This window comes from Ruegeria sp. AB10 (assembly GCF_056542745.1).
This window is the reverse complement of record NZ_JBQGAI010000001.1, coordinates 454997-480588: the sequence shown is the minus strand read 5'-3', so window position 1 is coordinate 480588 and position 25592 is coordinate 454997. Positions and strand designations below refer to the sequence as shown.

Here is a 25592-nt window from a genome sequence, read left to right as displayed (position 1 = left end):
CAAAAAAATTCAATCGCGTTTAACAATTAGCCTCATTTCTGGGGTCACTTTTCCGCTCACTAGTTTAACAATCTTAGCACGGCTGAGTTTGGTCGAAATTGCACAAATCCTCTCCATTGTGATCTCGGAACTAGTGCTTCTCCGAATTATTTCGTTTGTGGATTCCAGCAACAATTCCTCTTTAACTGGTTTTCTTCCATTCCGCTCATACAAGTTCCAAAGCGCGACAAAGTAACAGCCTTCGTCAAATTCAAGCTTGGTCTGCGCCGCGGAGGATACATTGATAGCAAGACCAAGCACCCCCGCCACAATCAGCACGCCTCCTTTACTGGTCACTATTGCAGGCAAAGCGAGCGCGAACCCGGCTAGCTTCACGAGGTCTAAAACCAAGTAGGATTTGACCTTGACCTGCCCAGTTCCAGGATCATGAATTACAGGGAGCTTCATAGTTAGGTCCATTGTCCTATCCATGTCGGTAAGAAACGGATGTTTTTGCGGAACAGACTCATACTTAAAAATTGATTTCAGAAATTCGTTACCGGAGGTGCTTCTTTGAAGGTTAGTAATTTCCTCTCTTTCATCAGGCGAAACATCCAATTCATCCATATCTAGTTTTGTGATGTTTTCTTCGTAAATTCTCTCCACATCCTCTAACGGTAGTGCCATCTCTTTACGCGCCATACTAAAATCTCCCACGCTAGAAAACTCATCTTTTAATTTTCGCGCCACTAAAATAGCACACTATTGAAAAGCTCGAAACATTTGAAAAATATAGGTTTTTACTTGCGCTTCCGTTCATGTTTTGAGCATAGAGTTTTAGGCGCTGTATTCCTTAAATGTTTACATCTATTGGATAATCCAATCGCTCAGCCGGTAACTGATGATGATAGGACGTAGCTGGAACCCTAGGATCAATCGGTTGGACCTTAAACTCCTTCATAAGCTTAGCTGCTGTTGAAAGGTCGGTACGACTCTTTAAATGGATTTTCCGAGTGTGTCCGCGTCAGCGGAACTTGCTTCTGTTGTCCTATTCATAAGGTCCGGGGGGACCCAAGGCGGGTAGACGCGCACCAGTTTACGTCGGATTATCGATATCGCGATTTCCTGTCTCGCCCATGTCTGCCGGGTTGTGTATGACGAACATCAATACAGATCGGGAAGTGTTGATGTCGCAGGCCATTACCGTATTCACCACGATGAAGAACGAAGGCCCTTATATGCTGGAATGGGTCGCGTTCCACAAAACGCTGGGGGTCGATCACTTTGTGATCTTTACCAATAACTGCGACGACGGCACCGATGATATTGCCCGCCGATTGCAGGAATTGGGGCTGGCCACCCATGTCCCGAACGAGGTGAAAGAGGGCGGTAACCCGCAACATCAGATGTTGCGGCGGGCGCGGCGTCAGCCCAAGGTCAAGGAAGCCGATTGGCTGCTGTGTCTGGACGTGGATGAGTTCTGGAACATCCGTCATGGCGACAACAGCTTTGACGCTCTGATTTCTGAGGTCGAAACCCGCGCGGGTCAGCCGGTGGATGCGATCTCATTCGCGTGGAAGCTGTTTGGAAGCTCGGGCAATATCAGCTTTGAAGACCGGCCGGTGACCGAAGCCTTCGAGATGGGGGATCAGGAGTTTCCTTATCACTCGGGCCGGGCCTACGGTCTGAAAACCCTGTTCCGCAACAACGGCAAGTTCACCCGCTTTGGGCCGCATCGTCCGAAGGGCATAGAAGAGGGCAAGGAAGGTGAGGTTGCCTGGTCCGACGCCGGCGGTAATCTGTTCCCGGCGGAAAAGGTGGGGTGGCGGGCCTGGCGTGGGTTCGACCATTCGCTTGGGCGGCTTCACCACTATTCGGTCCGGTCGCTGGATGGCTTTCTGATCAAGCGTGACCGGGGCCGAACCAACCATATCAAGGTGGATCAGGGGCAATCCTATTGGCAGGACATGAATGCCAACAAAGAAACCGACCCATCCATTCAACCGATTGCGCGTCGGGCAGCACCGCTGCTGGAAGAGTTGAAGGCAGATCCGGTGCTGAGCGACTTGCACAGGCAGGCCTGCGACTGGCACCGCGCCAAGATCGCCGAAATCAAAATGCGCCCGGATTGGGTGGATTTCCGGATGTGGCTGGCGGATAATCTCATCTGAGGATCATGGCAGACGACCTTTCGAAAGAGCAGCTGAAACCAGAACACCCCGATCGCAAGACGGGGTACGAGCGTATTCTGACCGATCCCGCGCCGCCGTGGTTCGTCGAGCTGTACCCCGGCGGGGACGGCGCTGGTTTCCTGCAAAAGCTCGAACGTCATTCGGTGCTTTTCCATCAACGCTCTGCGTCGCAACTGGTCGTCAGTTTCGACAATATCGCCAATGCCAACGACCTGTCCTTTGCGCGCGAACCCTGGGGCTGGAAGTTCTTCCGCGATGAGGGCTGGTCCCACATGGGGGTCTTTGCGCGTACCAAGGCGTGGTACCGCGACCCCGAGATCATCTCGTATTTCCAGAACCGCGCGGCCGAGGGGTTTTTCGACCAGTTCGATCAGGTCGTCTTTGCTGGCGCCTCGATGGGCGGGTTCGGGGCGCTGGCCTTTTCCGAGTTGGTTCCTGGTGCAAACGTGATCGCGTTTAACCCGCAGACCACGCTGGATGAACGTCTGGTCCCGTGGGAGACCCGGTATCGCTTTGGTCAGGTTCAGGACTGGGACCTGCCTTTGGCCGACGCGGCGCAGACGGTGAAAAAGGCGGGCAAGGTCTATGTGTTCTATGATCCGTTTTTCGACCTCGACCGGCAGCAGGTCACGCGGCTGCAGGGCGAAAACGTGGTATTGCTCAAGACGTGGTTTTCGAACCACTTTGCGGCCCCGATGCTGCGCAAGCTGGATATCCTCAAGCCGGTGATGCTGAAGGCGATGGACGGTTCGCTGCAGCCAGAGGAGTTTTATCGGATGATGCGCGCGCGCCGCGGCCTGCCGATGGTCATGCGCGCCATCGCGGCGCAGGCAGGTGAGCGTCACCCCCAACTGGTCCGACAGGCCCGCCAGAGGTTCCGGGCGTTGCGACGCGCTGCTTTGGCCGAAAGCTCTCAATGATGCCTGCAAAAGGGGTGTTCATCGGACAGCGCAAAGACCGCATGGGCGCGCGCCTGCTGATGATGCTGACCTGCATCCGTCTGGCCGAGGATTTCAGCACTACCTACAAGGTAAACTGGTTTCCGCAAGGATCGGACGCGCCCGAGCTGGATCAGCCGCAGGAGTTGTTCGCGCGGAACTGGATGGATGCGCGCTTTCTCAGCGGCAAGGAATTCGATCGTCTTGCCCAAAAGGCCCTGCCGATCTGGGCCTTTCAGGGAGACAAGACCCCGGATCGTCTAATTGCGCATCTCAACGCGGGCCGCTCGGTCCTGGTCGAGGAGGGATTCGAGGTGCTGGCCTTCCCTTGGGAGGACATCGAGGCGATCCGCCCGCGATACCGGGAGTTCATCCATCAGATCGGTTTCACGGACGAGATCCGCGCCATTATGGCCCGCGCGGATGAAAAGTTGTCGGGGCAAGGCGTGTCGGCCTATCACATCCGCCGCGGAGATATTCTGAACGGATTGCCCTGGAAGCACACGACCTGGCCCGCAAAGATCGAACCGGAAGAGTTGTACGAGGCGCATCTGAGTAAAACCACCGGGCAAACGGCCATCATGTTCTCGGATCAACCCGAACTGATCGCCCGGTTCCAGAAGCGTTACCCTGAATTGTTGCAGATGTCGGACATCGCGGATGTTTCGGACATGACGCGGGCGCAGCGCGACTTTCTCGAGCTGTATACGATGTCACGGGCCGGGCAGGTGGTGGCGCCGTACATATCGGCGTTCTCAATGGCCGCTGCGCGAATATCGGGGCGGCAACGTTTGGTGTTCAAGGATGTCTTGGCTGAAGAAGAAATCTCTGTAGCCAATCGTTGTGTTGTTGACCGCGTTTCCAAAGGTCCCACTGCCTTTCTGAACCCGTCTGAGGCGGCCCATATCTATGCTAAGGCCGCGCAGTACCTGTCCGCGCAGGATGAAATTGAAACTGCCTACGATCTGGCCAAACCCATTCTTGAGGCAGATGCCGACAACGCATTCATGCCGCTTTTGCAGGCGATAAATTGTTTCTACCTGTCCAAGTGGAAGGAATGCGAAAAGCTAGCCGCACGCGGGTTGGACAACAAAAACCTGTGGTCCGAGGACTATGCGGTTTTGCTTGCGTTGCGCGCGGCCACGCTGGGGGCGCAAAAGAAGCGGTGGTCGGCCAGCCGGTACTTGGCGCGGGCGTTCTGGGGCAAGCCGTTGCGCCCCGATGTGGCGGTGCTGGCGTCCAGAATGTTGTACCGCGATCAGATTTCCGCCCGCCTGTTTCCACCGACGGACTGGCCGGTACAGAGACAGGTTCGGCGGCGGCGCTTCCCACCGTTCAACAACCTGTATCTGGTGCAGCACAAGGTTCTGGTCCGGCAGCCCTGCAATTTCGATTTCGTCTTGATGGATTGGGCTGATCTGGCCCTGGATCAAAAAGCCCGCAGAATTCTTGACGATCGCGCCCGTTTGGAGCGTTTGAGCGAAGGGTTCGACACCCTCGACGGTATCACCTCTGATGATCCGGGTGTTCTGGGGGGCAGAACTATGCTGCATTGGCATTTGGGCGCCGTCACCCTGTCGCAGGCCATTGATGAAATGCGAAAAATCACATCGGGCTGGCCGGAAAAACCGCTTTATCACAAAAGGTTGTCGACGCTTTATGAGGCGGATGGCGATTTGCCCCGCGCCCGGATGACACTGGCCGAGGCCTTGGCCTGCGATCCCGGAAACCCGTTTCTGGTCTTTGCGATGGGGAAGTTTCTGGAACGGAATGAGGCCGTCGAGCAAGGGCAAAACCAGATCATTCAGGCGGCTGACCTCGATGACAATTCGGCGGTCATTCAGGGTGAAGCCGGGCAGATATACCTGCGGCGCGGCAAAAAGGGCAAGGCGCGGCCCTATCTGCAAAAGGCGAATGACCTGTTTCCGCCGTTCAAGCGTTTTGCAAACCAGTTGGCCCGGACCTGATGAGAATGGCACAGGCGTTCAAAACGATGCTGGATACCTCTTGGCTGTTGCGCCGGGTAAGCCTAGTCTGTGGCCCGAGCGAAAACCGCAGGATTTTGGGCGCAAGTTCAATAAGCGGTAAAACACGAGGCGAGTAAGTGTCCGACCACGATCCCCGATACATCAGCGTGACCCCGATGAAAAACGAGGGTCCCTTTGTGCTGGAGTGGGTGGCCCATTGCCGTGCGATCGGTATCGACCAGATTGTCGTGATGACCAATGACTGCACCGATGGCACGGATGCGCTGCTAAAGCGGCTGGATGAAAGGGGCATCCTGACCCATGTCGACAACAATGCACGCCGCCAGAGCAACCCGCAGAAACGGGCCTATAGAAAATTCCTGAAGATGGAGATCGCGCGGCCCCAAGACTGGGTGGTTGTGATCGATGCCGACGAACACATCAACGTCAAGACCGGGGACAGCACGCTGCGGGCGCTGACTGATGCAGTGCCGGATGCCAAAATGATATCGATGACATGGCGTCTGTTCGGGAATGCGGGTGTCGTGCGGTACGAAGACCGGTTCCTGTCGGATCAGTTCCGGCGCGCGGCGCCGCAGCAAAAATCTCGCCCGCCGCAGGCTTGGGGTTTCAAGACGATGTTCCGGCGCGAGCTTTGGGACACGCTGGGGGTTCACCGGCCAAAGCGACCCACGGTCGAGTCCATGGAGGAATGCCATTGGTACAACGGATCGGGGCAGTTGATGCCGGACCGGTACTTTACCGGCAGTTGGCGTTCTGCGCGGGATTCCATTGGCTATGATCTGGTGCAGATCAACCACTATGCGCTGAAATCCTGCGAAAGCTATCTGGTCAAGAAACTGCGCGGTCGTGCCCACCATACGGGGGAAAGCCTTGGCATGGAGTATTGGGACATGATGAACCACAACGCCGAGGAAGACGGTTCAATCGATGCCATCCTCGACCGCAAGCGTGAGCAGTACTACGAATTGCTCGCGGACCCCGAGACAGCCCGGCTGCACCACATGTCCTGTGACCTGCACAGACAGAAGATTGCGCAACTTCGCGAACAGCCCGACATGCAGGAGCTGATGCAGCGGATGACGGCGGATTTTGCGGCCAGTCTAAACGAATGAGCGGGACCACATCTGAAACAGGAGGCATCTGATGCTCTGGCTGCATTTGGGTATGCCCAAGACCGGCACGACCGCGCTTCAGGGCTTTGTGCAGCAGAACAGGGCTCTGCTTGCCGATGTGGGGCTGCGCTATATGGAAACCGGACGGCGGCGCCATGAAGGGCAGGGGCGTCTTGCGATAAGCCACAACATCATTGCCTTCCACATGAACCAGACCAATCAGCCGATGGACATGTTTCGCGAGGCTATGGCTATCGAATACGAGGCGCACAGAGATCAGGCCTGTCTGGTTTCGTCCGAGATGTTCTATAACTGTGATCTGACCAAGCTGGCGCAGGTCTTTGCGGAAATCCCATCGCGCGAGTTGCGGATCACCTATTATTGCCGCAGGTATTCTGATTTTCTTGAGGCGGATTACAAGCAACGCGCCAAGAACGGCCGGTTGGGGGGCAGCGCAACCGACTATGTCCGCAACTTGTTGGACAGGATCAAGGCTGACCCCGGTATCTACAGTTTCTCGGCAAAATTGGATCGAATCCGTCAGGCGTTTCCGGGGGTCGCCGTTTCGCCGCTCCTGTATGATCGTTCTCAGATGGTGCAGGGGAATGTCGTTGATGATTTCATGTCGCATATCGGCGTGTCTTTGCCCGATGGCGGGGTGGCTGACCGGCCCTCGAACCCGTCTCAGTCACGGGCCGCCAGCGAGGCCTTTGGCATTGTGACACGGGCGCTGGGCCGACAGGCAAGCCGCCGTCTGCGTAGGCGCGTAGTCGAAGAACCGGTCATGATCCGGCGGTTCGACGTTTTGGAACCGGATGAACGGGCCTGGCTGGACGAATTCGTTGCCCGCCACGATATGCCATTCCAGCAGGAGTTTTTCCCCGAGCGGCCTCAGTTGTTCGACCCTGTTGAGCTGAGCGAAGACGATCAGAAATTCCGCCGTGACACGGCGCAGGAATATGACGCGCTGCGCCGCGCGTCCGAAATCGTGTTCCGCATGGCGTTGGAAAACTGAGCGTCAGGGCTGGACGGTAATTTCCTGACGCTGGCGGCCGGTTGTCTTGTCAAAGATCAGAATGCGGTTGTCGTCCGTCACCACCGCGTACCAGTTGTTGCCGATGGTCACGGCCTGCGCCGTGGCGCCGTCGGGCAGTTCGACCTGATCGGGCAGGGTGGGGGTCCTGTCCGATAGCCGGATGACAATCAGTGCGAATGTCACTAGAACCCCGCCAATCATCACCGCGGTCAGCAGCATGACCATCCTCCGCAGCAGGCGAAGCTGTGGCGTTTCCTGCGGTTCTTGGGGTTCGGAAGGGACAGTCATGGGCACCCGTCAGATTGAGTTTCAGATTGCGGCCGATCCGCCGCCACGCCTTGATAAGGCGCTTTCGCGCGATGTGCCAGCCGAGGAAAACCTGTCGCGTACGCGGCTGACCAGGTTGATTGACGAAGGCGCGGTGCTGATTAACGGGGCGCAGGCGCGCGATCCCAAGGCCAAAGTTGCCGAAGGCGCCACAGTGACGATCACCGTGGGTGAAGCTGAAGACAGCCATATCGGCCCTGAAGACATCCCGCTGGAGGTCGTCTTCGAGGACGCCGACCTGATCGTCATCAACAAACCGGCGGGCATGGTTGTGCATCCCGCGCCAGGTTCGCCGAACGGGACGCTGGTAAACGCGCTGCTGCATCATTGCGGCGATGACCTGTCCGGCGTCGGTGGGGTGAAACGCCCCGGCATCGTGCATCGCATCGACAAGGAAACCAGCGGCCTGCTGGTCGTTGCCAAATCGGATGCAGCGCATCACGGGCTTGCGGCCCAGTTCGAGGCGCACACAGTCGAGCGGTATTACCGGGCCATCTGCTATGGCGTGCCCGACGCCAATGACCCCCGTCTGCGCGGGGTAAAAGGCGTCAGCTTTGAGCCCGGCAACATCATGCGCCTGACCACTCAGCTTGCGCGTCACAAGACCGACCGGCAACGTCAAGCGGTGCTGTTTCACGGTGGCCGCCATGCCGTGACGCGAGAACGCGTGGTTGAGGCGTTTGGCAACCCGGCCGGGCTGGCGTTGATCGAATGCTGGCTGGAAACCGGCCGCACGCACCAGATTCGTGTTCACATGGCCCATGCGGGGCATGGTCTGGTGGGAGACCCGGTTTATGGGGGGAAGCGAAAATTGGCGGCCAAAGCGTTCAGTGTTGCAACCGCCGAGGCTGTCCGTACCTTTCCGCGCCAAGCGCTTCATGCTGCCGTTTTGGGCTTTGAACACCCGGTAACGGGAGAAAACCTGCGTTTTGAGGCTGAGTTGCCAGACGACATGCAAAAACTGATTGAACAGTTGCGCGTGCCGCTGACATAATGCGCAAAGTTGCGTGAATAAGGCTTTCTTAGATTTCCTTTATCTAACGTTAATTCCAAACTGTTAACGGTACCTCTTGAACGAGTCGGTACGGATTCCCATATCCTATGTTAACGACTTAAACATTTGTCGGAGGGACATGAAACATGGCAAATTACGCAAATCTCCCCGCACCGACGCCGGAAGGCGGTCTGAACCGCTATATGCAGGAAATTCGCAAGTTCCCGCTGCTGGAACCGGAAGAAGAGTACATGCTCGCCAAGCGTTGGGTGGAAGAGCAAGATACTGAAGCCGCGCATAAAATGGTCACTTCGCATCTGCGATTGGCTGCCAAGATCGCCATGGGCTATCGCGGCTATGGTTTGCCTCAGGCCGAGGTGATTTCCGAGGCCAATGTGGGGCTGATGCAGGCGGTCAAAAAGTTCGACCCGGAAAAGGGCTTCCGGTTGGCGACCTATGCAATGTGGTGGATTCGTGCCTCGATCCAGGAGTACGTCCTGCGGTCATGGTCGATGGTGAAACTGGGCACGACATCGGCGCAGAAAAAGCTGTTCTTTAACCTGCGCAAAGCCAAGGCCCGCATTGGTGCTCTGGAAGAGGGTGATCTGCGCCCAGAGAACGTCAAACAGATTGCCGAAGATCTGGGCGTGACCGAAGAAGAAGTCATCAGCATGAACCGCCGGATGTCCGGCGGCGATGCCTCGCTGAACGCGACCGTTGGGTCCGAGGGCGAAGGCACGATGCAGTGGCAGGACTGGCTTGAGGATGAAGATGCCGACCAGGCCGGCGATTACGAGGCGCGCGACGAACTGGACGCGCGGCGCGAGTTGCTGGCGGCCGCGCTGGACGTGCTGAATGATCGGGAAAAAGACATCCTGACTCAGCGCCGTCTGATGGATCAGCCCGTCACGCTGGAAGAGCTGAGCACGCAGTACAATGTAAGCCGCGAGCGCATTCGCCAGATCGAGGTGCGTGCCTTCGAGAAGCTGCAGAAAAAGATGCGTGAACTGGCGCGTGAAAAAGGAATGCTGGGCACGGTCTGAGACCTGCCCAAGCTGAGACAGCCCGCCTTGAATAGCGGGCTTTTTTCGTTAGGCGAAGATGAAATCGCTTTCGGACAACTGCCCTGCCCGAACGCCGATCAGGTCTATGCTGTCGCCATCCGCCAACTCGATCGTTGTGCTGTAGAACCCGCCCGAGATGTGGTCTTCGATGTCCTCGAAGCTGTGAATGCCGTCATAGGCGCTGAGGTCGATCTTGTCCTTGCCGACCTTGAAGTCGAGGATGAGGTCCTCTCCGTCGCCATCGTCAAAGAAGAAGATGTCATGCCCGCGTCCGCCGATCAGAAAATCATCTCCGGCTCCGCCATCGATCAAATCCTTGCCGCGACCGCCAAAGATGGAGTCATCGCCTTCGTCACCGCGCAGGATATCCTTGCCGCGACCGCCGAACATGATGTCATGTCCGCTGCCGCCCAAGGCAACATCGTTGCCGCGCCCGGCGATGATGAAGTCATTGCCACCACCGCCATGGACAAAGTCCTGACCGCGTCCGGTAAAGTGAAACTCGTCCGAGTCGTCGCCAATGATGAAATCCGTGTTCTTCTGCCCCAGAATGCCGGTTACCGAGACTGGCAGCAGCACGCCGTCAAGGACGTGGATGATCCCGTTCGAGGCCTCGACGTCGAAGGCAATCAGCCCCGGGTCCGCAATGCCGGGGTCCGCGTCTTCGAGGCTTGGAGGGTTGCTCAGCAGGTTCAGTTCCAGACTTGTTCCCAATAAGGTTTCGATCTGGGCGCCGTCCCCAAGACCGACAACGGCTTCTTTGGTAAATGATCCGTCGACGACGTGATATTTGAGGATGTTGGTCAACAAGGGCAGGGGATCACCGCCGCCCAGCAGTGTCAGTGCCTTCACGATGTGCCCAAGCGCTCCGGCCTCATCCGAGCCGCCATAGCCCAAGGCCTGAGCCAAGGCTACGAAGGCTGCGTCGGTCGGCGCAAACACGGTCAGATCGACCGCGTCGCTGTCCAATGTTCCAGCAAGTCCTGCCGCGATAACGGCTTCGCGGAGGATGTCGAAATCGCCTCCGTTGTTGTCGAATGTCCCCGGGTCCCCGCTGATTTGAATAACGCGTTCCGTGATCGTTGGTCCGTCTGTCATGTCTGGCATTTCGGTTCATCTCCCACCCTGTTTGTCGCCATTGGTTGGGGAAGGGCCTGCAAGGGCACAACTTCCCACCGGCGATACAATTGGTACGGGGGTGGTCGGAAAACGGATCACGAAATTCGGATGTCGCGATTTGAATCGGGCGTGAAGCCGCCCAATAAAGCGGTAAACCCAACAGTGAAATCATGCGGTTATGGTGCAGGTTTCACTTAGTGCAATTGTTGCCTGAAGACGCGCACCATATTCTCACCCATCACCTTGCGAACCTGCGTTTCGGTCAGACCCTGCGCCAGCAAGGCCGATGTCAAAGCGGCCAGCTCCGAGGTATCAAATGCTGTCTCGACCGAGCCGTCATAGTCCGACCCCAGCGATACGTGATCCTCGCCCACGGTCTTGATCGCGGCCTTGATCATCTTGGCGATACCCGTCGGAGTGAAATCGCCGCAGGTCACATCCGCCCAATAGCCCATGCCGATGACGCCTCCGGTTGCGGCGATATCCTGCATCAGATCGTCCGGAAAGTTACGCTTGACGGGGCAGAACCCGCGCAGGCCGCCGTGGCTGACAATCAGGGGAACGTCGGTCATGGCAATCACTTCCCGGGCGACCTGTGGGCTGGAATGCGCAAGGTCGATGACCACAGGGCGCTGAGCCAGTTCGGTGACGACCTGACGGCCGAAATCGGTCAAGCCAGTGTCGCCAAACCCATGCAGCGACCCGCCCAATTCATTGTCGAAAAAGTGGTGTAGTCCAAAGACGCGGTGCCCGGCATCGAACAGCGTGTCCAGATTGCTCAGGTCGCCTTCCAGCGCGTGTGCGCCTTCGATGCCAAGAATGCCACCGACAACCGGTTGACCTGTTGCACGTGCGGACAAAACAGCGTCCAGATCGGCCTGAGTTTTGACAACCTTCAAGCGCCCATCCGAGGCTGCCTCGAATTGGTGCAACTTTTCGGCTTGATAGACGGCGCGCTCTTTCAGGCTGTCCCAGGTGCGCAGGGGCCAAAGCTGCCCGATTGCCAAAAGGGTGATGTTGTCGAACGCCTCAGCCGAGTTTGCCTCATAGTTATGCCCGGCCGGGGATTTGGTTACGGCGGTAAAGACTTGCAGAGCAACGTTGCCTTCGATCAGGCGGGGGATATCGACCTGACCCCGTGTGCCGCGTTCGGTCAGATCACGGCTCCACAACAGCGGGTCTGCGTGCAGGTCGCCGACAATCAGGGTCTCGTGCAATGCGGCGGCGTCACCGGATACGTCAAAGGGGGTATGATCGATCACATTGTTGCGCTTTGCTTCGATGTAGGGCGGTAGAAACCCAAAAAACACCACCGCACCGATGATCACGGCAAGCACAAGCAGCCCGCCTATCCATTTGAAGACCCTCTTCATTCTCACTCCCTCTCGACTGATGAGAGCAGATTAGGGCGGTTCGGTGCAGATAAAAGCCTGACTTAACGTCGGCGGGTTGCTAGAAGGGCGAAAAAGGGTTGTTAGCGATAACCGTCGAATTACACCCTTATTCACCCATGTCGGAGGGACATATGCAAAAACCAGTTCAATGGGGTGTTCTGGGCGCCGCCAAATTTGCGCGCCAATTCATGGCGCCGGCGATCCATGCGGCCAATGGCGCACGTCTGGCAGGGCTGGCGACGTCAAGCGCAGACAAGGCCGAACCGTTCCAAGCTTTTTGCCCCGACCTGACGATCTATGACAGCTATGAGGCTTTGCTGGCCGATCCTCAGATCGAAGCCGTCTACATCCCGCTGCCCAATCACCTGCATGTGGAATGGGCCCTCAAGGCGATGGACGCGGGCAAGCATGTGCTGTGCGAAAAGCCCATGGCCATGACGGCGGCCGAGTTCGCGTCACTGATCCAAAAGCGGGATGAGACCGGGCTACTGGCGGCCGAGGCCTATATGATTGTGCATCACCCGCAGTGGCAGTTGGTGCGAAAGCTGATCGAAGACGGGGCCATCGGTAAGCTGGTGCATGTGACCGGTGCGTTCAGTTTTGACAATCGCGCAGATACCACGAACATCCGCAACCGTGCAGAAACCGGCGGCGGAGGGTTGCGGGATATCGGCGTATACGTGATTGGCGGCGCGCGGTTTGCGACCGGGCAGGAACCGGTGCAGGTCGACTCAGCGATCCGGTGGGAGGACGGGATCGACACATTCACCGAAATTCGCGCGCAGTTTCCGGGTTTTACGTATTCCAGCTATGTCTCGATCCGGATGCACCCGCATCAGGAAATGGTGTTCCACGGCGAAGGCGGTGTGATCCGCCTGACCGCGCCGTTCAACGCGCGGGTCTTTGGCGAAGCACGGGTCGAGTTGCACCGCCCGGGGCTTGAGCTTCAGGTCACACGCTTTCCGGGCGACGATCACTACAAGCTGCAGGTCGAAGCATTCGGCCGTTCGGTACGTGAAGGGGCAGAGTATCCGTGCCCCTTGGAATTCTCGCGCGGGACGCAGGAAATGATTGATCGGGTTCTGGACGGGGCTTTGCCCCTCTGACTTGCCACGTCCTGCGCCGTCGCGCTAACCTGTCGGGCACCTGATCAGGAGAGAGGCCCATGGCAGGCGGTTGGGCGCGCGATGGCGCGGTGAGTGAACAGATTGAGGCGTCTATATCGGACGAACTGGCCCGGATGCAGGCGCAAAAGCGCCCCGTCGGGGACAGCCTGACCCATTGCGCCGAGTGTGAAGAGCCGATCCCCGAAAAACGGCGGCTGGCCTTGCCGGGCGTCAAGCTGTGCCTCGATTGCCAGCAAGAGCGCGATGGGACCTACAAAAATCGTGCAGGTATCAATCGGCGCGGCTCCAAAGACAGTCAGTTGAAATAACCGGGGCAGAGGGATGCCGAAAGCCAACCTGCTGCAAAACGGTCTGGTTCTTGGGTTTCTCGCTGCATTCCTGTGGGGTACGCACAGTGTCATTGTCCGGTATCTGACCAGCGATCTGGGTGGGCTGCAAATCGCCGTTACGCGCCTGTTTATCGCGGCTCTGGCGATCTATTGCATGCTGCGGGTGATGCGGGTTTCCGTGTCGATCCGGCTGGGGGACTGGAACTTTCGACTGGCTGTTTTGTCCACCGTAGTCAATTATATTCTGTTCCATATCGGGCTCGAGCATACCGGTGCCGCAAATGCGATGGTGCTAGAGAACACAGCACCGTTTTTTGTTCTGGTGTTCTTGTATTTCTTTGCAGACACGCCGGTCACTCGCACTGACGTTCTGGCCACCGGCTTGGCCATTCTGGGTGTTTTTCTGACCGTCTACCAAGATTTTCAGGGGGGCGGAGAACCCTTGTTCGGCGATCTTCTGGAAATCGGCGCGGGGCTCAGCTGGGCGGTGTTTCTGATCTCCAGCAGCCGGGCGATGCGCAATTCGGAATCGACGGGGGAACGGTTGAATTTCCTGTTTGGCATCTTCACATGCTCAGGCGTGTTGTTGCTGCCTCTGGCCCTGTTCTCAATGCAGGTGCCAACGGTCGATGACATGGTTTTCCTGCTTTTGCTGGGGGTGCTGCCAACCGCGCTGGCCTACTATCTTTGGTATGAGGCCGCCGCGCGGGTGTCGACGCTGACCGCGACGTTGATGTTTGCTGCATCCGTCGTGTTCACCTTCATCAACTCGGCCCTGTTTCTGGGGGCGGCCATCACACCGATTGCAGCGCTCGGAGCCGTGTTGATCGTGGCCGCCGTATTCCTGACGACCAAAAGCCAAAAGTGATCCCCTTTGCACTACACCCAGCCCGTCGATGATGCCCGATATCATCGAGGGGCCCTGGCCCGGAATTTGGGATCGCTTGTGTTCAGCTCGATCGGCGCTAGCAGTTTCTTGTGATGCTTCGAGCTCAGAAGAGTAGCCCATGGCCAGCGGGTGGGTGGGTTACGTGAACAGGCACAGGCGTCCATGTCCGGGGAACAGCTCCGGTGCAGTCACAAAACGCCTCATAGGGGAAACTCTGACCCATTGCACCGAGTGTGAAATGCCGATTCCCGATAAGCGGCGACTAGTCTTATTGGGCGTTATGTTGTGCCCGGACGGTCCACAGAAACGTGATGGCGTAGCACGATTCCGGGGTTGAAAAACCGGCAACGATCAAAGGGTAGCCAACTGAAATAGCTGTTTTTTTGGGTTCACTTTCTGCTCAATTTTTATGCGGTTATATTCCGGATTGTGAATTTATCTTAAGATTACAATTGGTTAAAAATTGATCCATATCAAACTAATGTTTTTTTGTTTCCGCTAGCACGGTTTTGTTCTCAGCCGGAAGCCGCCATGTTTGACTTTAGCCACGACTACCAACAGTCCAGCCCCTTGTTAGAGCAACTGTCGCCGAAAGTGCGCAAATGCCTGTTATCTCGTGCTCAAAAGAAGTCTTTTACTCGAGGCCAGACGATCTGTTTGCAGGATGAACCGTGTCGAACTTTGAAGATCGTTTTGGAGGGGTGGGTCAAGCTTTACCGGGTTTCGCCGTCGGGCCACGAGGCAATGTTGGCGATGCTTACAAGCGGGCAGAGCTTTGATGAAATCTGGGCGCTGCGTGGTGCGCCAAGTGCAGCCAATGTCGAGGCCGTCTCGGATTGCGAAATTCTGTTTCTTGATATCTCGGCTGTGTGCGCCTGTCACAACGCAATGCATGAGATCGCCGTGGCTGTGCTGTCGGCGGCGTCATCCCATTTGCACGAGATGATGCATGAGGTGGAAGAGCTGAAGGTTCTGACCGGCTATGAACGCTTGTGCAATTTTCTGGTTCGGTTGTCCGGCAAACAGGGCGGTCAAAGCAGGCTTGAGTTGCCGTTCGACAAGGTCGTTCTGGCCTCGATGCTTGGGATGAAGCCAGAGAGCCTGTCACGTGCGTTTGGCAAGCTGCGCCATATCGGCGTTGAGAGTGAATACAAATCCGTCATCATTCATGATCTCGAGCGGCTCAGAAGCGTTGTCGCATAACAAAACGCGCCCGAAGCGTATCCGGGCGCGTCGTAGATTTGCTTGAGAATCTGGGGTTTATTCTTCCATCGCTTCCAACTGGTCGATGAAGCCCGAGATCATCGACAGGCCCTTGTCCCAGAACTTGGGATCACTTGCGTCCAGCCCGAACGGTGCCAGCAGCTCCTTGTGATGCTTCGACCCACCTGCGCGCAGCATCTCGAAATACTTGTCCTCGAACCCTTCCGATCCGCTTGCGTAGACCGAATACAACGCGTTCACCAAGCCGTCTCCAAACGCATAGGCATAGACGTAGAAGGGCGAGTGGACGAAGTGTGGGATATAGGCCCAGAAGGTCTCATACCCTTCCATGAATTCGAATGCCGGGCCAAGGCTTTCGGCCTGAACGCTCATCCACAGGGCGTTGATGTCGTCCGGGGTCAGTTCCCCTTCGCGGCGGGCGGCGTGCAGTTTGCATTCAAAGTCGTAAAAGGCGATCTGGCGGACCACCGTGTTGATCATGTCCTCGACTTTACCGGCCAGCAGAACCTTGCGCTGTTCCGGGGTTTCGGCCTGATCCAGCATCTTGCGGAAGGTCAGCATCTCGCCAAAAACCGAGGCGGTTTCGGCCAGTGTCAGCGGGGTTGAGGACAGCATCTCGCCCTGATCGGCGGCCAGTACCTGGTGAACGCCGTGGCCCAGCTCATGCGCCAGGGTCATCACGTCGCGCGGTTTGCCCAGATAGTTGAGCATCACGTAGGGGTGCACGTCGGTCACGGTCGGATGCGCGAACGCGCCCGGAGCCTTGCCCGGTTTCACCGCAGCATCGATCCAGCCTTTCGAAAAGAACGGTGCAGCGATCTCACCCATGCGAGGATCAAAGGCGTTATAGGCATCCATCACGGTTTTTTCGGCCTCGTCCCAACCGACGACGCGGGTGTCTTCCATCGGCAGGGGGGCGTTGCGGTCCCAGACCTGCATCACGTCCAGCCCCAGCCATTTGCGTTTCAGCTCGTAATAACGATGGCTGAGCTTGGGGTAGGCGGCCACGACGGCCTCGCGCAGGGCTTCGACCACCTCGGGTTCGACGTCGTTCGACAGGTGGCGACCGGTTTGCGCAGTCGGCATGTTGCGCCAGCGGTCGACGATTTCCTTTTCCTTGGCTTGGGTGTTGTGGACACGGGCGAAGGTCTTGATGTTGTCCTGAAACACAGCAGCCAACTCGCGCGAGGCAGCTTCACGTTTGCTGCGATCCTGTTCCGTCAGCAGGTTCAGGGTGCCTTCGATGTTCAGCTCTTCGCCGTCGACCTCAAAGGTCAGCCCGGCAATGGTTTCGTCGAACAAACGTTCCCACGCGTCGCCGACAACACCCAGATCATGCAGGAATTTTTCCAACTCATCGGACAGTTGATAAGGCTTCATCGCGCGAATGCGGCGGAACACAGGCTCGTACCGCGCCAAATCTGCATTGGTGTCGAAATGGGCTTTCAGCGCGTCATCGTCGATGCAGTTGATTTCCAGTGTGAAGAACACCAGCGGCGTGGTGAAGACCGTGATCTTTTCCTGCATGTCCGACAGGAACTTGGCGCGCTCGGCATCGGTGGTCAGCTGGTAATAGCGCAGGCCCGCGAACGACATGATGCGCCCGGCAATAGAGTTGATCTTTTCGTTGCGCTGGACGCAGGTCAGAAGGCCAACAGCATCCAGATCAGCCAGCTTGCCTTCGTAATCGGCGGCGAAGGCGGCGCATTCGCCCTCAAGCCAGTCCAGATCGCGGTCCAGTTCTGGCGCTTCTTCCGAGCTGTAAAGATCGGTCAGATCCCATTCCGGCAGGTTGCCAAGATTGCCGGCGCCTCCGGCTGCGTTTGCGTCACGGACGGGAAAGGGAAGGTCGCGCATGGATCACCTCGGAATATCTGCTTTCGCAAACATCTAGGCGCGGGCGGCCCGGATCACAAGCCGCCTTTGCGTGAGGTTTTCTTCAGCTCGACAGAGCAGGTGCGGGTGCAGCGTCCGATTGCGCGGCCAAAAAATGCGCTGCCAACTGGTCATAGACGGGGCCGCGCACCTCGGGCGCTTCCATCAGCACCTCGTGTTCGCCGTCGGGGATTTCGACCAGCGTTCCGTCGGGCCAGTCCGCCATCCGCGCGCGAATGGCTTTACGGTCAACGATTTGTTCGTGACTGCCGAGGAAGGTCAGCGCGGGTGTGGCAGGGGCGGTCTGCTCCATCAGCCAGGCGCATTCGTCCAGCGCCTCGCGCAGCCAGATCGTGGATGGCGCGCCAAGCGCCAGATCGGGGTGCGCCGTAAGTTGATCCTTCATCATCTGATACATCGCCGGATCACGCGTCAGCACATTGCCGTCAAAGGGTTGCGAGGCAACATAGCTTTCCAGCGAAGTGGTCGGGGGCGTCTTTTCCCCCAAGCCGATGCGCGGCCCCCAATAGGCGGTCAACCGGCTGAGCGGTTTCATGATCGGAGTGAAGAAAATGCCCCACATCGGGCCGGTAAAGGCGCAGGCGGCAAAGCAATCCCGTTCCAGAACCGCGCGCAGACCGATTGCGCCGCCCATCGAGTGGCCAACCACATACCAGGGTTTCGGCAGCTCCAGCTTTTCGGCAAGGTCAAGCGTGGCCTTCACATCGTGCTGATAGTCGGTGAACTGTTCGACATGCCCGACGCGCGGGTCATCCAGCAGGCGGTCCGCCAGCCCCTGACCGCGCCAGTCAACGGCCAGACACGCAAAGCCTCGACCAACGAATTCAGCGGCAGCATCGCCGTATTTCTCGATATATTCCGTACGGCCCGGGAATATCATCACCGTGCCGTTTGTCTCGCCTTCGGGGCGCCAGTGACCCACGCGGATGCGGATATTGTCCGTAGTTGTCACCCAATGGGCAGCACCACCGGCGGGTCCGCCGGCCACGTCTTCATAGAAAGGGGCCGGCGAGACCTGCATCAGGCCAGCACCGACGCGAGTTTCATGGCAACACCCATGTCTCCGTCTACACTCAGCTTGCCCGACATGAACGCACCGGTGGGGTTCAGGTCGCCGCTGAGGATCTGTTCAAATGTGTCCGCATCGGCGCTCAGGGTAACGTCGGCCTCTTCATCGCTGACGCGCGCGCCGTTTGCATCCAGAACGATAGCGCCAAGATCGGCGATGGCAAACTTGGCCGAAGCGTCAAAATCGCCGCCGGTCAGTTTTTCGTTCAGCGCCGCTGCGGCTTTTTCAAGAGTTTCGCTCATGGTGTTCCTCATATTGTTTCTGCGCCGTGAATGGACATCCCCGGTCGCAACGCTACACTGAACATTGTTATGGGCATTGCAAACATCAATCTCAAACGTACCGTCGCGGCACTTTTTGTCACGGTCATGTTTTCCACCAGTTCCGCCGCGCAACAGGCGGACCTGCGGGATGAGGCGGCGCTGCTGCAACAACTGGCGCTGGCGACACCGGAACAGGCGATTGGATTGGACCGGCAGCTCAAGGCGCTGTGGGCGCAATCCGGCTCGGCCTCTGCGGATTTGCTGTTGGAACGCGGGCGCGAGGCGCTTGAGGACGGCGATACTCTGGCCGCCATCGAACATCTGACCGCGCTGACCGACCACGCGCCCGGCTTTGCCGAAGGCTGGCATCTGCGGGCGTCGGCGTTTTTCGGGGTGGATCGCTTTGGCATGGCCGCAGCCGATCTGGAACACGCGCTGACGCTGAACCCGAATAATTACGAGGCGATCTATGGACTTGGCCTGATATTCGAGATTATCGAACAGCCCGACAAGGCGCTGGACGCTTATGAGCGCGCGCTGTCTATACATCCGCATCATGAAGAAGTAACCAATGCGGTGAATCGACTGAAGCCTCAGGTCGAGGGTTCGGCCCTCTAAAGAGCCGGGGCAGGGGGCAAAGGTGAGCGGGTCATCCCGAATTGTGGCCGTACTCGGCCCGACCAACACAGGTAAAACCCATTACGCGATCGAGCGGATGCTCGGGTATCGGACCGGTGTGATCGGCCTGCCGCTGCGTCTTCTTGCGCGCGAGGTGTATGACAAGATCGTCGCAATTCGCGGCCCGTCCGTTGTGGCGCTGGTCACGGGGGAAGAGCGGATCGTGCCGCCGCGTACCCAATATTGGGTCTGCACGGTTGAAGCGATGCCCGAAGGTATGGGCGCGGATTTCGTGGCCATCGACGAAATTCAGCTTTGCGCCGATCCCGAACGCGGTCATGTCTTCACTGACCGGCTGTTGCGGTCACGCGGCACAAGTGAAACGCTGTTCCTTGGCGCGGACACGATGCGTGGCCCCATCGCCGCGCTGGTGCCCGGGGCACAGTTCGTCCGGCGCGAACGCATGTCTCAGCTGGTTTATGCTGGGTCGAAAAAGATCAGTCGGATGCCACCGCGCAGTGCGATTGTCGGTTTCTCGGTCGATAGTGTCTATGCCATCGCCGAGCTGCTGCGCCGCCAAAAGGGTGGGGCGGCCGTGGTCATGGGGGCGCTCAGCCCGCGCACGCGGAATGCACAGGTCGAACTGTATCAAAACGGTGAAGTTGACTATCTGGTGGCCACCGATGCCATCGGTATGGGGCTGAATCTGGACGTGAACCACGTGGCGTTCTCGTCGCTGACCAAGTTCGACGGTCGCCGGATGCGCCCTCTGGCCCCGAACGAACTGGCCCAGATCGCCGGGCGTGCAGGGCGTGGGATGTCTGACGGCACCTTCGGCGTGACCGGAGAAGCCCCGCCACTGGAGGACGGCGTGGCGCAGGCCATCATGGACAGCCGGTTCACGCCGATGAAAAAGCTGAACTGGCGGAATGCTGCCCTGCGGTTTGGCACGGTTGAGGCGCTGCTCGACTCGCTTGAAGTCAGCCCGAATGATGAACATCTGATCAAGGCCCGGCCTGCGGATGATCTGAACGTGCTGAAATCGCTCTCGCAAGTGACCGAGGTCGCAGCCCGTGCCAGCGACCCGCAATCCGTCCGTTTGCTCTGGGATGTGTGCAGAATCCCCGATTTTCGCGGTATCAGCCATGCCGAACACGCCAGCCTGCTCGAAGTGATCTATGGCCACCTGCATGAACGCGGCTCGATCCCGGATGATTTCATGGCGCGGCAAATCCGGCGGATTGACCGCACCGATGGGGATATTGATGCACTCTCCAAAAGGTTGGCATATATTCGCACTTGGACATATGTTGCGCAGCGAAACGGCTGGGTGCGTGACGAATCACATTGGCGTGACGAAACGCGCACTGTAGAAGACAGGCTGTCGGACGCATTACATGACCGACTGACGCAAAGATTTGTGGACCGGCGCACATCCGTGTTGCTGCGCCGGCTCAAACAGAAGGAGGCCCTTTTGGCCGAAGTAAATGACAAGGGTGAAGTGACCGTCGAAGGCGAATTCGTCGGTCGTCTGGAAGGGTTCCGGTTCATTCCGGACAAAAGCGCGCAAGGAACCGAGGCGAAAGCTCTGAAAACGGCCTCCCTGCAAGCGCTCGCGCCGCAATTCCATCTGCGCGCCGATCGCTTCTACAACGCGCCCGATACCGAAATTGATTTCACCGATCAGGGGGGCCTGATGTGGGGCGAATACGCTGTCGGCAAACTGGTTGCCGGGGAAGAGCCTCTCAAGCCGATGGTTGAGGTTTTTGTGGACGAGGCCGCAGGGCCGGATGTCGAACAGAAAGTGCAGCGCCGCCTGCAGCATTTCATCGACCGCAAGGTTGCCGCGCTGTTCGAGCCGCTGCTGAACCTGTCGCGCGACGAAGAGCTGTCCGGCCTCGCCAAAGGGTTTGCCTTCCGCATGGTCGAGGCGCTGGGCGTTCTGCCCCGTGCTGGCGTCGCGCAAGAGGTCAAGGATCTGGATCAGGACGCCCGAGGCGCGCTGCGCAAGCATGGTATTCGGTTCGGTCAGTTCACCATCTTCATGCCGTTGCTGCTGAAACCCGCTCCGACGCGTCTGCGTCTTGTTCTGTGGGCGCTGGCCAACGGCCTGCAGGAATTCCCCGACGCGCCGCCTCCGGGTCTGGTCACCATACCGGTCGCCAAGGGCGCGCCCGAGGGGTACGACACCATGTGCGGGTACCGCGATGCGGGCGACCGTTCGATCCGGATCGACATGCTGGAACGTCTGGCCGACATGCTGCGTGCCGAAGACAGCCGCGGCGGGTTCGAAGCCAAGCCGGATATGCTCTCGATCACCGGCATGACGCTGGAACAGTTCGCCGACCTGATGAAAGGTCTGGGCTACAACGCCGAGCGCGGCGAGCGTGAAAAGGTAAAATCTGCCCCGGCAGAACAACCAATCGCCGACGCGACCGAGCAGCCCGCCGCCGAAGAAACCCCGGTGACTGAGGCGGTAACCGAAGAGGTCCCCACACCCGCCGAGGCGCCAGCCGAGGCTCCGGCATCGGAAGAACCCGAAGTTGAGGTTTTCTACACCTTTACCTGGGGGCGTCAGCGTCAAGCCAACCGTGGCCCGCGCCGTGAACAACGGCAGGGGCAGGGCAAGGGCAAACCGCGTGGCAAGCCTCAGGACGGTCGCGGTAAGCCGCAGGGCAAAAAGGGCGGCAAACCGCAAGGTGCCAAGTCCTTCTCCTCGCGTCCGCCCAAGAAGGAAAAGGCGATCGATCCCGATAACCCGTTCGCAGCTGCGCTGATGGGTTTGAAAGACGGTAACTGATCGCCGATGGCCGAGGCCAAGCTGCGGATCGACAAATGGCTGTGGCAGGCGCGGTTCTTCAAGACCCGCAGCCTGGCCGCCAAACAGGTCAGCGGCGGCCATGTCCGGCTTAACGGAAACCGGGTTCTGAAACCGGCGCAGGCGGTAGGACCCGGAGACGTTCTGACCTTCCCGCAAGGTCGTATCGTGCGGGTGGTTCGGATCGAAAAGCTTGGCGAGCGCCGCGGCCCGGCCCCCGAGGCGCAGACGTTGTATGTTGATTTGACGGAAAAACGGGACGCACCGCCCAAAAATCCGGGTTTCGAGGGAAAAGGTCGTCCGACCAAGAAAGATCGGCGCGCGCTTGATCTTTCTCGTACCAAAGAGGGCTGATCTTCCCTTGAAGACAGTGCAATACTGGATTAGCTAATCGCCCAAAGCGCAAACGGGAATCCGACCATGACATACGTCGTCACTGAAAACTGCATCGCCTGCAAATACACCGACTGTGTCGAGGTGTGCCCGGTCGACTGTTTCTACGAAGGTGAGAACACGCTGGTCATTCACCCCGACGAATGCATCGACTGCGGTGTATGCGAACCCGAATGCCCCGCCGACGCCATCCGCCCCGACACCGAGCCGGGCATGGATCAGTGGGTCGAGTTCAACCGGAAATACTCGGAACAATGGCCGGTGATCGTGACCAAGAAAGACCCGCTGCCCGAGGCCGAGGAACGCGACGGTGAAGAGGGCAAGATGGAGAAGTATTTCTCGGAAGCGCCCGGCGAAGGTGGTTGAGCGATTCGCTCTCTGAACTCGTTCGTTCAGGTGTAGAAGTAGCGTGCATCGCCTTGAAAAACATAGGGTTTCAAGGTGAAAAAAGGGCGTGACCTTTCAGATGCCGTAATTTTGTGATATAATCGTAAGCTGAACGTTGAATGAGATGGGGATGTGCTCCGTAAGTATGACTGCTTTGGAGTTCTGATTTTATGACAAACCAGCCGCCTGGCGGAGCTGAAAAAGGCTCCGGCGTGGGTGTTTTGTCGTTCCGTATCTCGCTCTGTAACCAAGGATGAACCTGTATGTCTAAGTCGAAAAAGCTTGAGTTCCGCCCGAACGACTATGTTGTTTACCCCGCGCATGGCGTGGGCCAGATCATCTCGATCGAAGAGCAGGAAGTCGCGGGATATTCGCTCGAGCTGTTCGTCATCTCTTTTGAAAAGGACAAGATGACCCTGCGGGTGCCGACCAACAAGGTCACCGAGTCCGGTCTGCGGTCGCTCAGCTCGCCCGATGTTATCAGCCAGGCGATGAAGACCCTGAAGGGCAAGGCCAAGGTCAAGCGCGCCATGTGGTCCCGCCGGGCGCAGGAGTATGAGCAAAAGATCAACTCGGGCGATCTGATTTCGATTGCCGAAGTGGTCCGCGACCTGCACCGCACCGACGATCAGCGCGAGCAGAGCTATTCCGAGCGTCAGCTGTACGAAGCCGCGCTTGAACGGCTGACCCGCGAAGTGGCCGCCGTATCCGGCGCTGGTGAGGTTTCGGCCGCCAAGCAGGTGGATGAGGTTCTGACCTCGCGCGCTGCCTGACCGCTGCCAACCTTGAGTTTCGGGCCGCTCCTGCCGGGGGCGGCCTTTTTCGTCTCTGGTCTTGGTGAATTCCGCGTTTGCCGCTAATTTTCCTGTAACCAGAGGCGGATACATGGCCGGGATAAAGCAAACCGTTAAGTTTCTGTACGTGGCGCATGAGCCGGTTTCGGTCTGGTTCCGCTATGGTCTGATCCTGTTCGATGCAGCGTCCATCGTGTTCTTTGTGGCCACGGCGAACATCCCGCATGGTCCGGGGATCACCATCGCCAGCCTGTGCGTCGGTTTTTTGATCCTGCTGGATTTTCTGGCCCGGATGTGGATCGCAAAGGACCGCTGGAAACTGCTGCGCAAGGTCTACACGCTGGCCGATATTGTCGTGATCGCCTCGTTGCTGCTGGAGCCGTTCTTGCCCGGAAATCTGGCCTTCGTGCGGATTCTGCGCGCCTTGCGGCTGATACACTCGTACCACCTGCTGCGCGACCTGCGGCGCGACAGTCAGTTTTTCCGGACACATGAAGACGCGGTCATCGCGGCAATCAACCTGATGGTGTTCGTGTTCGCGACGTCTACGGCGGTTTTGGTGTTCTTCATCCCCGACAACAGCCAGACCGCCTATATCGATGCGCTCTATTTCACTATGGCAACGCTGACGACCACCGGGTTCGGCGATATCACTTTGTCGACTCCGGGCGGTAAATTGTTTTCGGTGTTCATCATGGTGGTTGGCGTGGCGCTGTTCGTGCGATTGGCGCAGGCGATCTTCATGCCGCAGAAAGTGCGCCACAAATGTCCAAGTTGCGGGCTTTACAGGCACGATCCGGATGCAGTGCATTGCAAGCATTGCGGTGCGACCCTGAGGATCGAGACAGGTGGTACAACCTAAAGGGTCGCTGCGGCTGTGGCCAGAAAGGCCAGTTCGGCCAGTTGTTGCGTCGCGCCCAGAATGTCACCGGTCTGACCACCGATCTTGGCCTTTGCCACCAGCGCGAGTGCCGAGATACTCAGTGCCGCAAGGATAATGGGCAAGACGGCACCTGACCCGATCAAGATCACCGCGCAGACAATGGCCAACGCAAGCCCGACCGCTACTGTTGCACTGCGTGGTCCGCCGACCGAATGGCTCAGGCCGCTATTGCGGGCATTGGGCAGGGCGTTCATCAGAACGGGCATGAACGCACGGGACACGATGCAGGCGGCGAGGACCGCACCGTAGGCTCCGGCCGTCAGTAGAGCGGCGATCAGGGCGACGCGCACCAATTGGGTGAAGATCAGCGTCAGAACCCCGTAAGCCCCGATGTGGCTGTCCTTCATAATCTCCAACCGGCGCTCCTGTGTGAATCCGCCCCAAAGCCCGTCTGCGGTGTCAGCCAGCCCGTCTTCGTGCATGGCGCCGGTGGAAACGACCAGAGTGATGGTGACCAGCACGGCTGCGACCATCGTGGGCAGACCCAACGCCATCGAAACCCAGCCAACGGCGCAAGCCAGCAGGCCCACCACCAGTCCGACCACAGGGAACGCCCAGGCGGAATCGGCCTGACGGGCAAAGACCTTCTCGGGCAGGCGCGGCATTGGCAGGCGCGTCAGTAGCACCAGCGCCAGCGGAATATCCCATGCGGAAATCAGGGTGTTGTCGTTTTTATGCACTCCCGCGCCTTTCGGG

Annotated in this window: 25 protein-coding genes; 17 read left to right on the top strand and 8 right to left on the bottom strand. The window is 58.3% G+C overall.

The window, feature by feature from the left end; all coding sequences use genetic code 11:
* Positions 1 to 9: 9 nt before the first annotated feature.
* The gene (locus tag ACR0NT_RS02360; RefSeq protein WP_170671040.1) at positions 10 to 681 is read right to left on the bottom strand and encodes a hypothetical protein; all 672 of its coding nucleotides are present in this window, start codon (positions 679 to 681) and stop codon (positions 10 to 12) included.
* Between the two features lie 485 nt (positions 682 to 1166).
* On the opposite strand from ACR0NT_RS02360, the gene ACR0NT_RS02355 reads away from it, so the two are divergent.
* The 5 genes from ACR0NT_RS02355 to ACR0NT_RS02335 all read left to right on the top strand — a co-directional run bounded on the left by ACR0NT_RS02355 (position 1167) and on the right by ACR0NT_RS02335 (position 7227).
* Entirely contained in the window at positions 1167 to 2150 is a 984-nt protein-coding gene (locus ACR0NT_RS02355; RefSeq protein WP_170441880.1) for a glycosyltransferase family 2 protein, read from the top strand.
* 5 nt (positions 2151 to 2155) lie between these two features.
* Entirely contained in the window at positions 2156 to 3091 is a 936-nt protein-coding gene (locus ACR0NT_RS02350) for a hypothetical protein (RefSeq protein ID WP_170441883.1), read from the top strand.
* Positions 3088 to 5076, top strand: a complete 1989-nt coding sequence (locus ACR0NT_RS02345) for a tetratricopeptide repeat protein (protein WP_170671043.1) — start codon at positions 3088 to 3090, stop codon at positions 5074 to 5076. Before ACR0NT_RS02350 ends, ACR0NT_RS02345 begins: the two co-directional genes overlap by 4 nt.
* A 137-nt stretch (positions 5077 to 5213) precedes the next feature.
* Positions 5214 to 6212, top strand: coding sequence for a glycosyltransferase family 2 protein (locus ACR0NT_RS02340; RefSeq protein ID WP_480442567.1), 999 nt, complete (start codon positions 5214 to 5216; stop codon positions 6210 to 6212).
* Positions 6213 to 6243: 31 nt separating this feature from the next.
* The gene (locus ACR0NT_RS02335; protein ID WP_170671045.1) at positions 6244 to 7227 is read left to right on the top strand and encodes a hypothetical protein; all 984 of its coding nucleotides are present in this window, start codon (positions 6244 to 6246) and stop codon (positions 7225 to 7227) included.
* 3 nt (positions 7228 to 7230) lie between these two features.
* On the opposite strand, the gene ACR0NT_RS02330 is transcribed toward ACR0NT_RS02335, so the two are convergent.
* Entirely contained in the window at positions 7231 to 7536 is a 306-nt protein-coding gene (locus tag ACR0NT_RS02330) for a DUF6476 family protein (RefSeq protein ID WP_170671047.1), read from the bottom strand.
* Between ACR0NT_RS02330 and ACR0NT_RS02325 the strand changes: the two genes are divergently transcribed.
* Together ACR0NT_RS02325 and rpoH are read left to right on the top strand one after the other, a co-directional pair.
* Positions 7535 to 8569, top strand: a complete 1035-nt coding sequence (locus tag ACR0NT_RS02325) for an RluA family pseudouridine synthase (protein ID WP_170671050.1) — start codon at positions 7535 to 7537, stop codon at positions 8567 to 8569. The two genes, ACR0NT_RS02330 and ACR0NT_RS02325, sit on opposite strands and share 2 nt — an antisense overlap.
* Positions 8570 to 8715: 146 nt before the next feature.
* Positions 8716 to 9612: an RNA polymerase sigma factor RpoH gene (gene rpoH / locus ACR0NT_RS02320; protein ID WP_170441897.1), complete on the top strand. Its 897-nt coding sequence runs from the start codon at positions 8716 to 8718 to the stop codon at positions 9610 to 9612.
* A gap of 48 nt (positions 9613 to 9660) precedes the next feature.
* On the opposite strand, the gene ACR0NT_RS02315 is transcribed toward rpoH, so the two are convergent.
* Both ACR0NT_RS02315 and ACR0NT_RS02310 read right to left on the bottom strand, forming a co-directional pair.
* The gene (locus ACR0NT_RS02315) at positions 9661 to 10740 is read right to left on the bottom strand and encodes a fasciclin domain-containing protein (RefSeq protein WP_170671051.1); all 1080 of its coding nucleotides are present in this window, start codon (positions 10738 to 10740) and stop codon (positions 9661 to 9663) included.
* Between the two features lie 206 nt (positions 10741 to 10946).
* Positions 10947 to 12125: a membrane dipeptidase gene (locus ACR0NT_RS02310; protein WP_170671053.1), complete on the bottom strand. Its 1179-nt coding sequence runs from the start codon at positions 12123 to 12125 to the stop codon at positions 10947 to 10949.
* A 152-nt stretch (positions 12126 to 12277) separates the two neighbouring features.
* Here ACR0NT_RS02310 and ACR0NT_RS02305 point away from each other — a divergent pair, with 152 nt between their 5' ends.
* From ACR0NT_RS02305 to ACR0NT_RS02290, 4 genes are all read left to right on the top strand, one after another.
* On the top strand, positions 12278 to 13252 hold the full coding sequence (locus tag ACR0NT_RS02305; protein WP_170671055.1) for a Gfo/Idh/MocA family protein: 975 nt from the start codon (positions 12278 to 12280) through the stop codon (positions 13250 to 13252).
* A gap of 59 nt (positions 13253 to 13311) precedes the next feature.
* Positions 13312 to 13581 (top strand): DksA/TraR family C4-type zinc finger protein, encoded by a 270-nt coding sequence (locus ACR0NT_RS02300; RefSeq protein WP_170441909.1) that lies wholly within the window; start codon positions 13312 to 13314, stop codon positions 13579 to 13581.
* A 13-nt stretch (positions 13582 to 13594) separates the two neighbouring features.
* On the top strand, positions 13595 to 14470 hold the full coding sequence (locus tag ACR0NT_RS02295) for a DMT family transporter (protein WP_170671057.1): 876 nt from the start codon (positions 13595 to 13597) through the stop codon (positions 14468 to 14470).
* Positions 14471 to 15022: 552 nt separating this feature from the next.
* Positions 15023 to 15694 (top strand): Crp/Fnr family transcriptional regulator, encoded by a 672-nt coding sequence (locus ACR0NT_RS02290; protein ID WP_170701528.1) that lies wholly within the window; start codon positions 15023 to 15025, stop codon positions 15692 to 15694.
* 57 nt (positions 15695 to 15751) lie between these two features.
* Here ACR0NT_RS02290 and ACR0NT_RS02285 read toward each other — a convergent pair whose 3' ends face one another.
* The 3 genes from ACR0NT_RS02285 to ACR0NT_RS02275 all read right to left on the bottom strand — a co-directional run bounded on the left by ACR0NT_RS02285 (position 15752) and on the right by ACR0NT_RS02275 (position 18922).
* A complete protein-coding gene (locus tag ACR0NT_RS02285) occupies positions 15752 to 17572 on the bottom strand; it encodes a M3 family oligoendopeptidase (RefSeq protein WP_170671061.1) in 1821 nt (606 codons plus the stop codon).
* Positions 17573 to 17654: 82 nt separating this feature from the next.
* Positions 17655 to 18632 carry an alpha/beta hydrolase gene (locus tag ACR0NT_RS02280; protein ID WP_170671063.1) on the bottom strand — a complete coding sequence of 326 codons (978 nt, stop codon included), beginning with the start codon at positions 18630 to 18632 and terminating at the stop codon, positions 17655 to 17657.
* Positions 18632 to 18922 carry an SCP2 sterol-binding domain-containing protein gene (locus ACR0NT_RS02275; RefSeq protein ID WP_170441922.1) on the bottom strand — a complete coding sequence of 97 codons (291 nt, stop codon included), beginning with the start codon at positions 18920 to 18922 and terminating at the stop codon, positions 18632 to 18634. Before ACR0NT_RS02275 ends, ACR0NT_RS02280 begins: the two co-directional genes overlap by 1 nt.
* A gap of 69 nt (positions 18923 to 18991) precedes the next feature.
* Between ACR0NT_RS02275 and ACR0NT_RS02270 the strand changes: the two genes are divergently transcribed.
* The 6 genes from ACR0NT_RS02270 to ACR0NT_RS02245 all read left to right on the top strand — a co-directional run bounded on the left by ACR0NT_RS02270 (position 18992) and on the right by ACR0NT_RS02245 (position 24815).
* Positions 18992 to 19561 carry a tetratricopeptide repeat protein gene (locus tag ACR0NT_RS02270; RefSeq protein WP_480442566.1) on the top strand — a complete coding sequence of 190 codons (570 nt, stop codon included), beginning with the start codon at positions 18992 to 18994 and terminating at the stop codon, positions 19559 to 19561.
* A 22-nt stretch (positions 19562 to 19583) separates the two neighbouring features.
* Positions 19584 to 22361 carry a DEAD/DEAH box helicase gene (locus ACR0NT_RS02265; RefSeq protein ID WP_170671065.1) on the top strand — a complete coding sequence of 926 codons (2778 nt, stop codon included), beginning with the start codon at positions 19584 to 19586 and terminating at the stop codon, positions 22359 to 22361.
* A gap of 6 nt (positions 22362 to 22367) precedes the next feature.
* On the top strand, positions 22368 to 22733 hold the full coding sequence (locus ACR0NT_RS02260) for an RNA-binding S4 domain-containing protein (RefSeq protein WP_170671067.1): 366 nt from the start codon (positions 22368 to 22370) through the stop codon (positions 22731 to 22733).
* Between the two features lie 66 nt (positions 22734 to 22799).
* Positions 22800 to 23138: a ferredoxin FdxA gene (gene fdxA, locus ACR0NT_RS02255; protein ID WP_170324594.1), complete on the top strand. Its 339-nt coding sequence runs from the start codon at positions 22800 to 22802 to the stop codon at positions 23136 to 23138.
* A 284-nt stretch (positions 23139 to 23422) separates the two neighbouring features.
* The gene (locus ACR0NT_RS02250; protein WP_170381457.1) at positions 23423 to 23932 is read left to right on the top strand and encodes a CarD family transcriptional regulator; all 510 of its coding nucleotides are present in this window, start codon (positions 23423 to 23425) and stop codon (positions 23930 to 23932) included.
* Between the two features lie 112 nt (positions 23933 to 24044).
* On the top strand, positions 24045 to 24815 hold the full coding sequence (locus ACR0NT_RS02245; RefSeq protein ID WP_170441934.1) for an ion channel: 771 nt from the start codon (positions 24045 to 24047) through the stop codon (positions 24813 to 24815).
* Here ACR0NT_RS02245 and cobS read toward each other — a convergent pair.
* Entirely contained in the window at positions 24812 to 25576 is a 765-nt protein-coding gene (cobS, locus tag ACR0NT_RS02240; RefSeq protein ID WP_170671069.1) for an adenosylcobinamide-GDP ribazoletransferase, read from the bottom strand. The two genes, ACR0NT_RS02245 and cobS, sit on opposite strands and share 4 nt — an antisense overlap.
* Positions 25577 to 25592 lie beyond the last annotated feature (16 nt).

Bases quoted from the DNA above. Each gene is read 5' to 3' on its own strand.
- rpoH (WP_170441897.1), top strand. From the start codon at position 8,716: ATGGCAAATTACGCAAATCTCCCCGCACCGACGCCGGAAGGCGGTCTG.
- fdxA (WP_170324594.1), top strand. From the start codon at position 22,800: ATGACATACGTCGTCACTGAAAACTGCATCGCCTGCAAATACACCGAC.
- ACR0NT_RS02285 (WP_170671061.1), bottom strand. From the start codon at position 17,572: ATGCGCGACCTTCCCTTTCCCGTCCGTGACGCAAACGCAGCCGGAGGC.
- ACR0NT_RS02295 (WP_170671057.1), top strand. From the start codon at position 13,595: ATGCCGAAAGCCAACCTGCTGCAAAACGGTCTGGTTCTTGGGTTTCTC.
- ACR0NT_RS02275 (WP_170441922.1), bottom strand. From the start codon at position 18,922: ATGAGCGAAACTCTTGAAAAAGCCGCAGCGGCGCTGAACGAAAAACTG.
- ACR0NT_RS02300 (WP_170441909.1), top strand. From the start codon at position 13,312: ATGGCAGGCGGTTGGGCGCGCGATGGCGCGGTGAGTGAACAGATTGAG.
- ACR0NT_RS02345 (WP_170671043.1), top strand. From the start codon at position 3,088: ATGATGCCTGCAAAAGGGGTGTTCATCGGACAGCGCAAAGACCGCATG.
- ACR0NT_RS02350 (WP_170441883.1), top strand. From the start codon at position 2,156: ATGGCAGACGACCTTTCGAAAGAGCAGCTGAAACCAGAACACCCCGAT.
- ACR0NT_RS02280 (WP_170671063.1), bottom strand. From the start codon at position 18,632: ATGCAGGTCTCGCCGGCCCCTTTCTATGAAGACGTGGCCGGCGGACCC.
- ACR0NT_RS02315 (WP_170671051.1), bottom strand. From the start codon at position 10,740: ATGCCAGACATGACAGACGGACCAACGATCACGGAACGCGTTATTCAA.
- ACR0NT_RS02290 (WP_170701528.1), top strand. From the start codon at position 15,023: ATGTTTGACTTTAGCCACGACTACCAACAGTCCAGCCCCTTGTTAGAG.
- ACR0NT_RS02270 (WP_480442566.1), top strand. From the start codon at position 18,992: ATGGGCATTGCAAACATCAATCTCAAACGTACCGTCGCGGCACTTTTT.
- ACR0NT_RS02310 (WP_170671053.1), bottom strand. From the start codon at position 12,125: ATGAAGAGGGTCTTCAAATGGATAGGCGGGCTGCTTGTGCTTGCCGTG.
- ACR0NT_RS02305 (WP_170671055.1), top strand. From the start codon at position 12,278: ATGCAAAAACCAGTTCAATGGGGTGTTCTGGGCGCCGCCAAATTTGCG.
- ACR0NT_RS02250 (WP_170381457.1), top strand. From the start codon at position 23,423: ATGTCTAAGTCGAAAAAGCTTGAGTTCCGCCCGAACGACTATGTTGTT.
- ACR0NT_RS02330 (WP_170671047.1), bottom strand. From the start codon at position 7,536: ATGACTGTCCCTTCCGAACCCCAAGAACCGCAGGAAACGCCACAGCTT.
- ACR0NT_RS02325 (WP_170671050.1), top strand. From the start codon at position 7,535: ATGGGCACCCGTCAGATTGAGTTTCAGATTGCGGCCGATCCGCCGCCA.
- ACR0NT_RS02335 (WP_170671045.1), top strand. From the start codon at position 6,244: ATGCTCTGGCTGCATTTGGGTATGCCCAAGACCGGCACGACCGCGCTT.
- ACR0NT_RS02260 (WP_170671067.1), top strand. From the start codon at position 22,368: ATGGCCGAGGCCAAGCTGCGGATCGACAAATGGCTGTGGCAGGCGCGG.
- ACR0NT_RS02355 (WP_170441880.1), top strand. From the start codon at position 1,167: ATGTCGCAGGCCATTACCGTATTCACCACGATGAAGAACGAAGGCCCT.
- ACR0NT_RS02360 (WP_170671040.1), bottom strand. From the start codon at position 681: ATGGCGCGTAAAGAGATGGCACTACCGTTAGAGGATGTGGAGAGAATT.
- ACR0NT_RS02245 (WP_170441934.1), top strand. From the start codon at position 24,045: ATGGCCGGGATAAAGCAAACCGTTAAGTTTCTGTACGTGGCGCATGAG.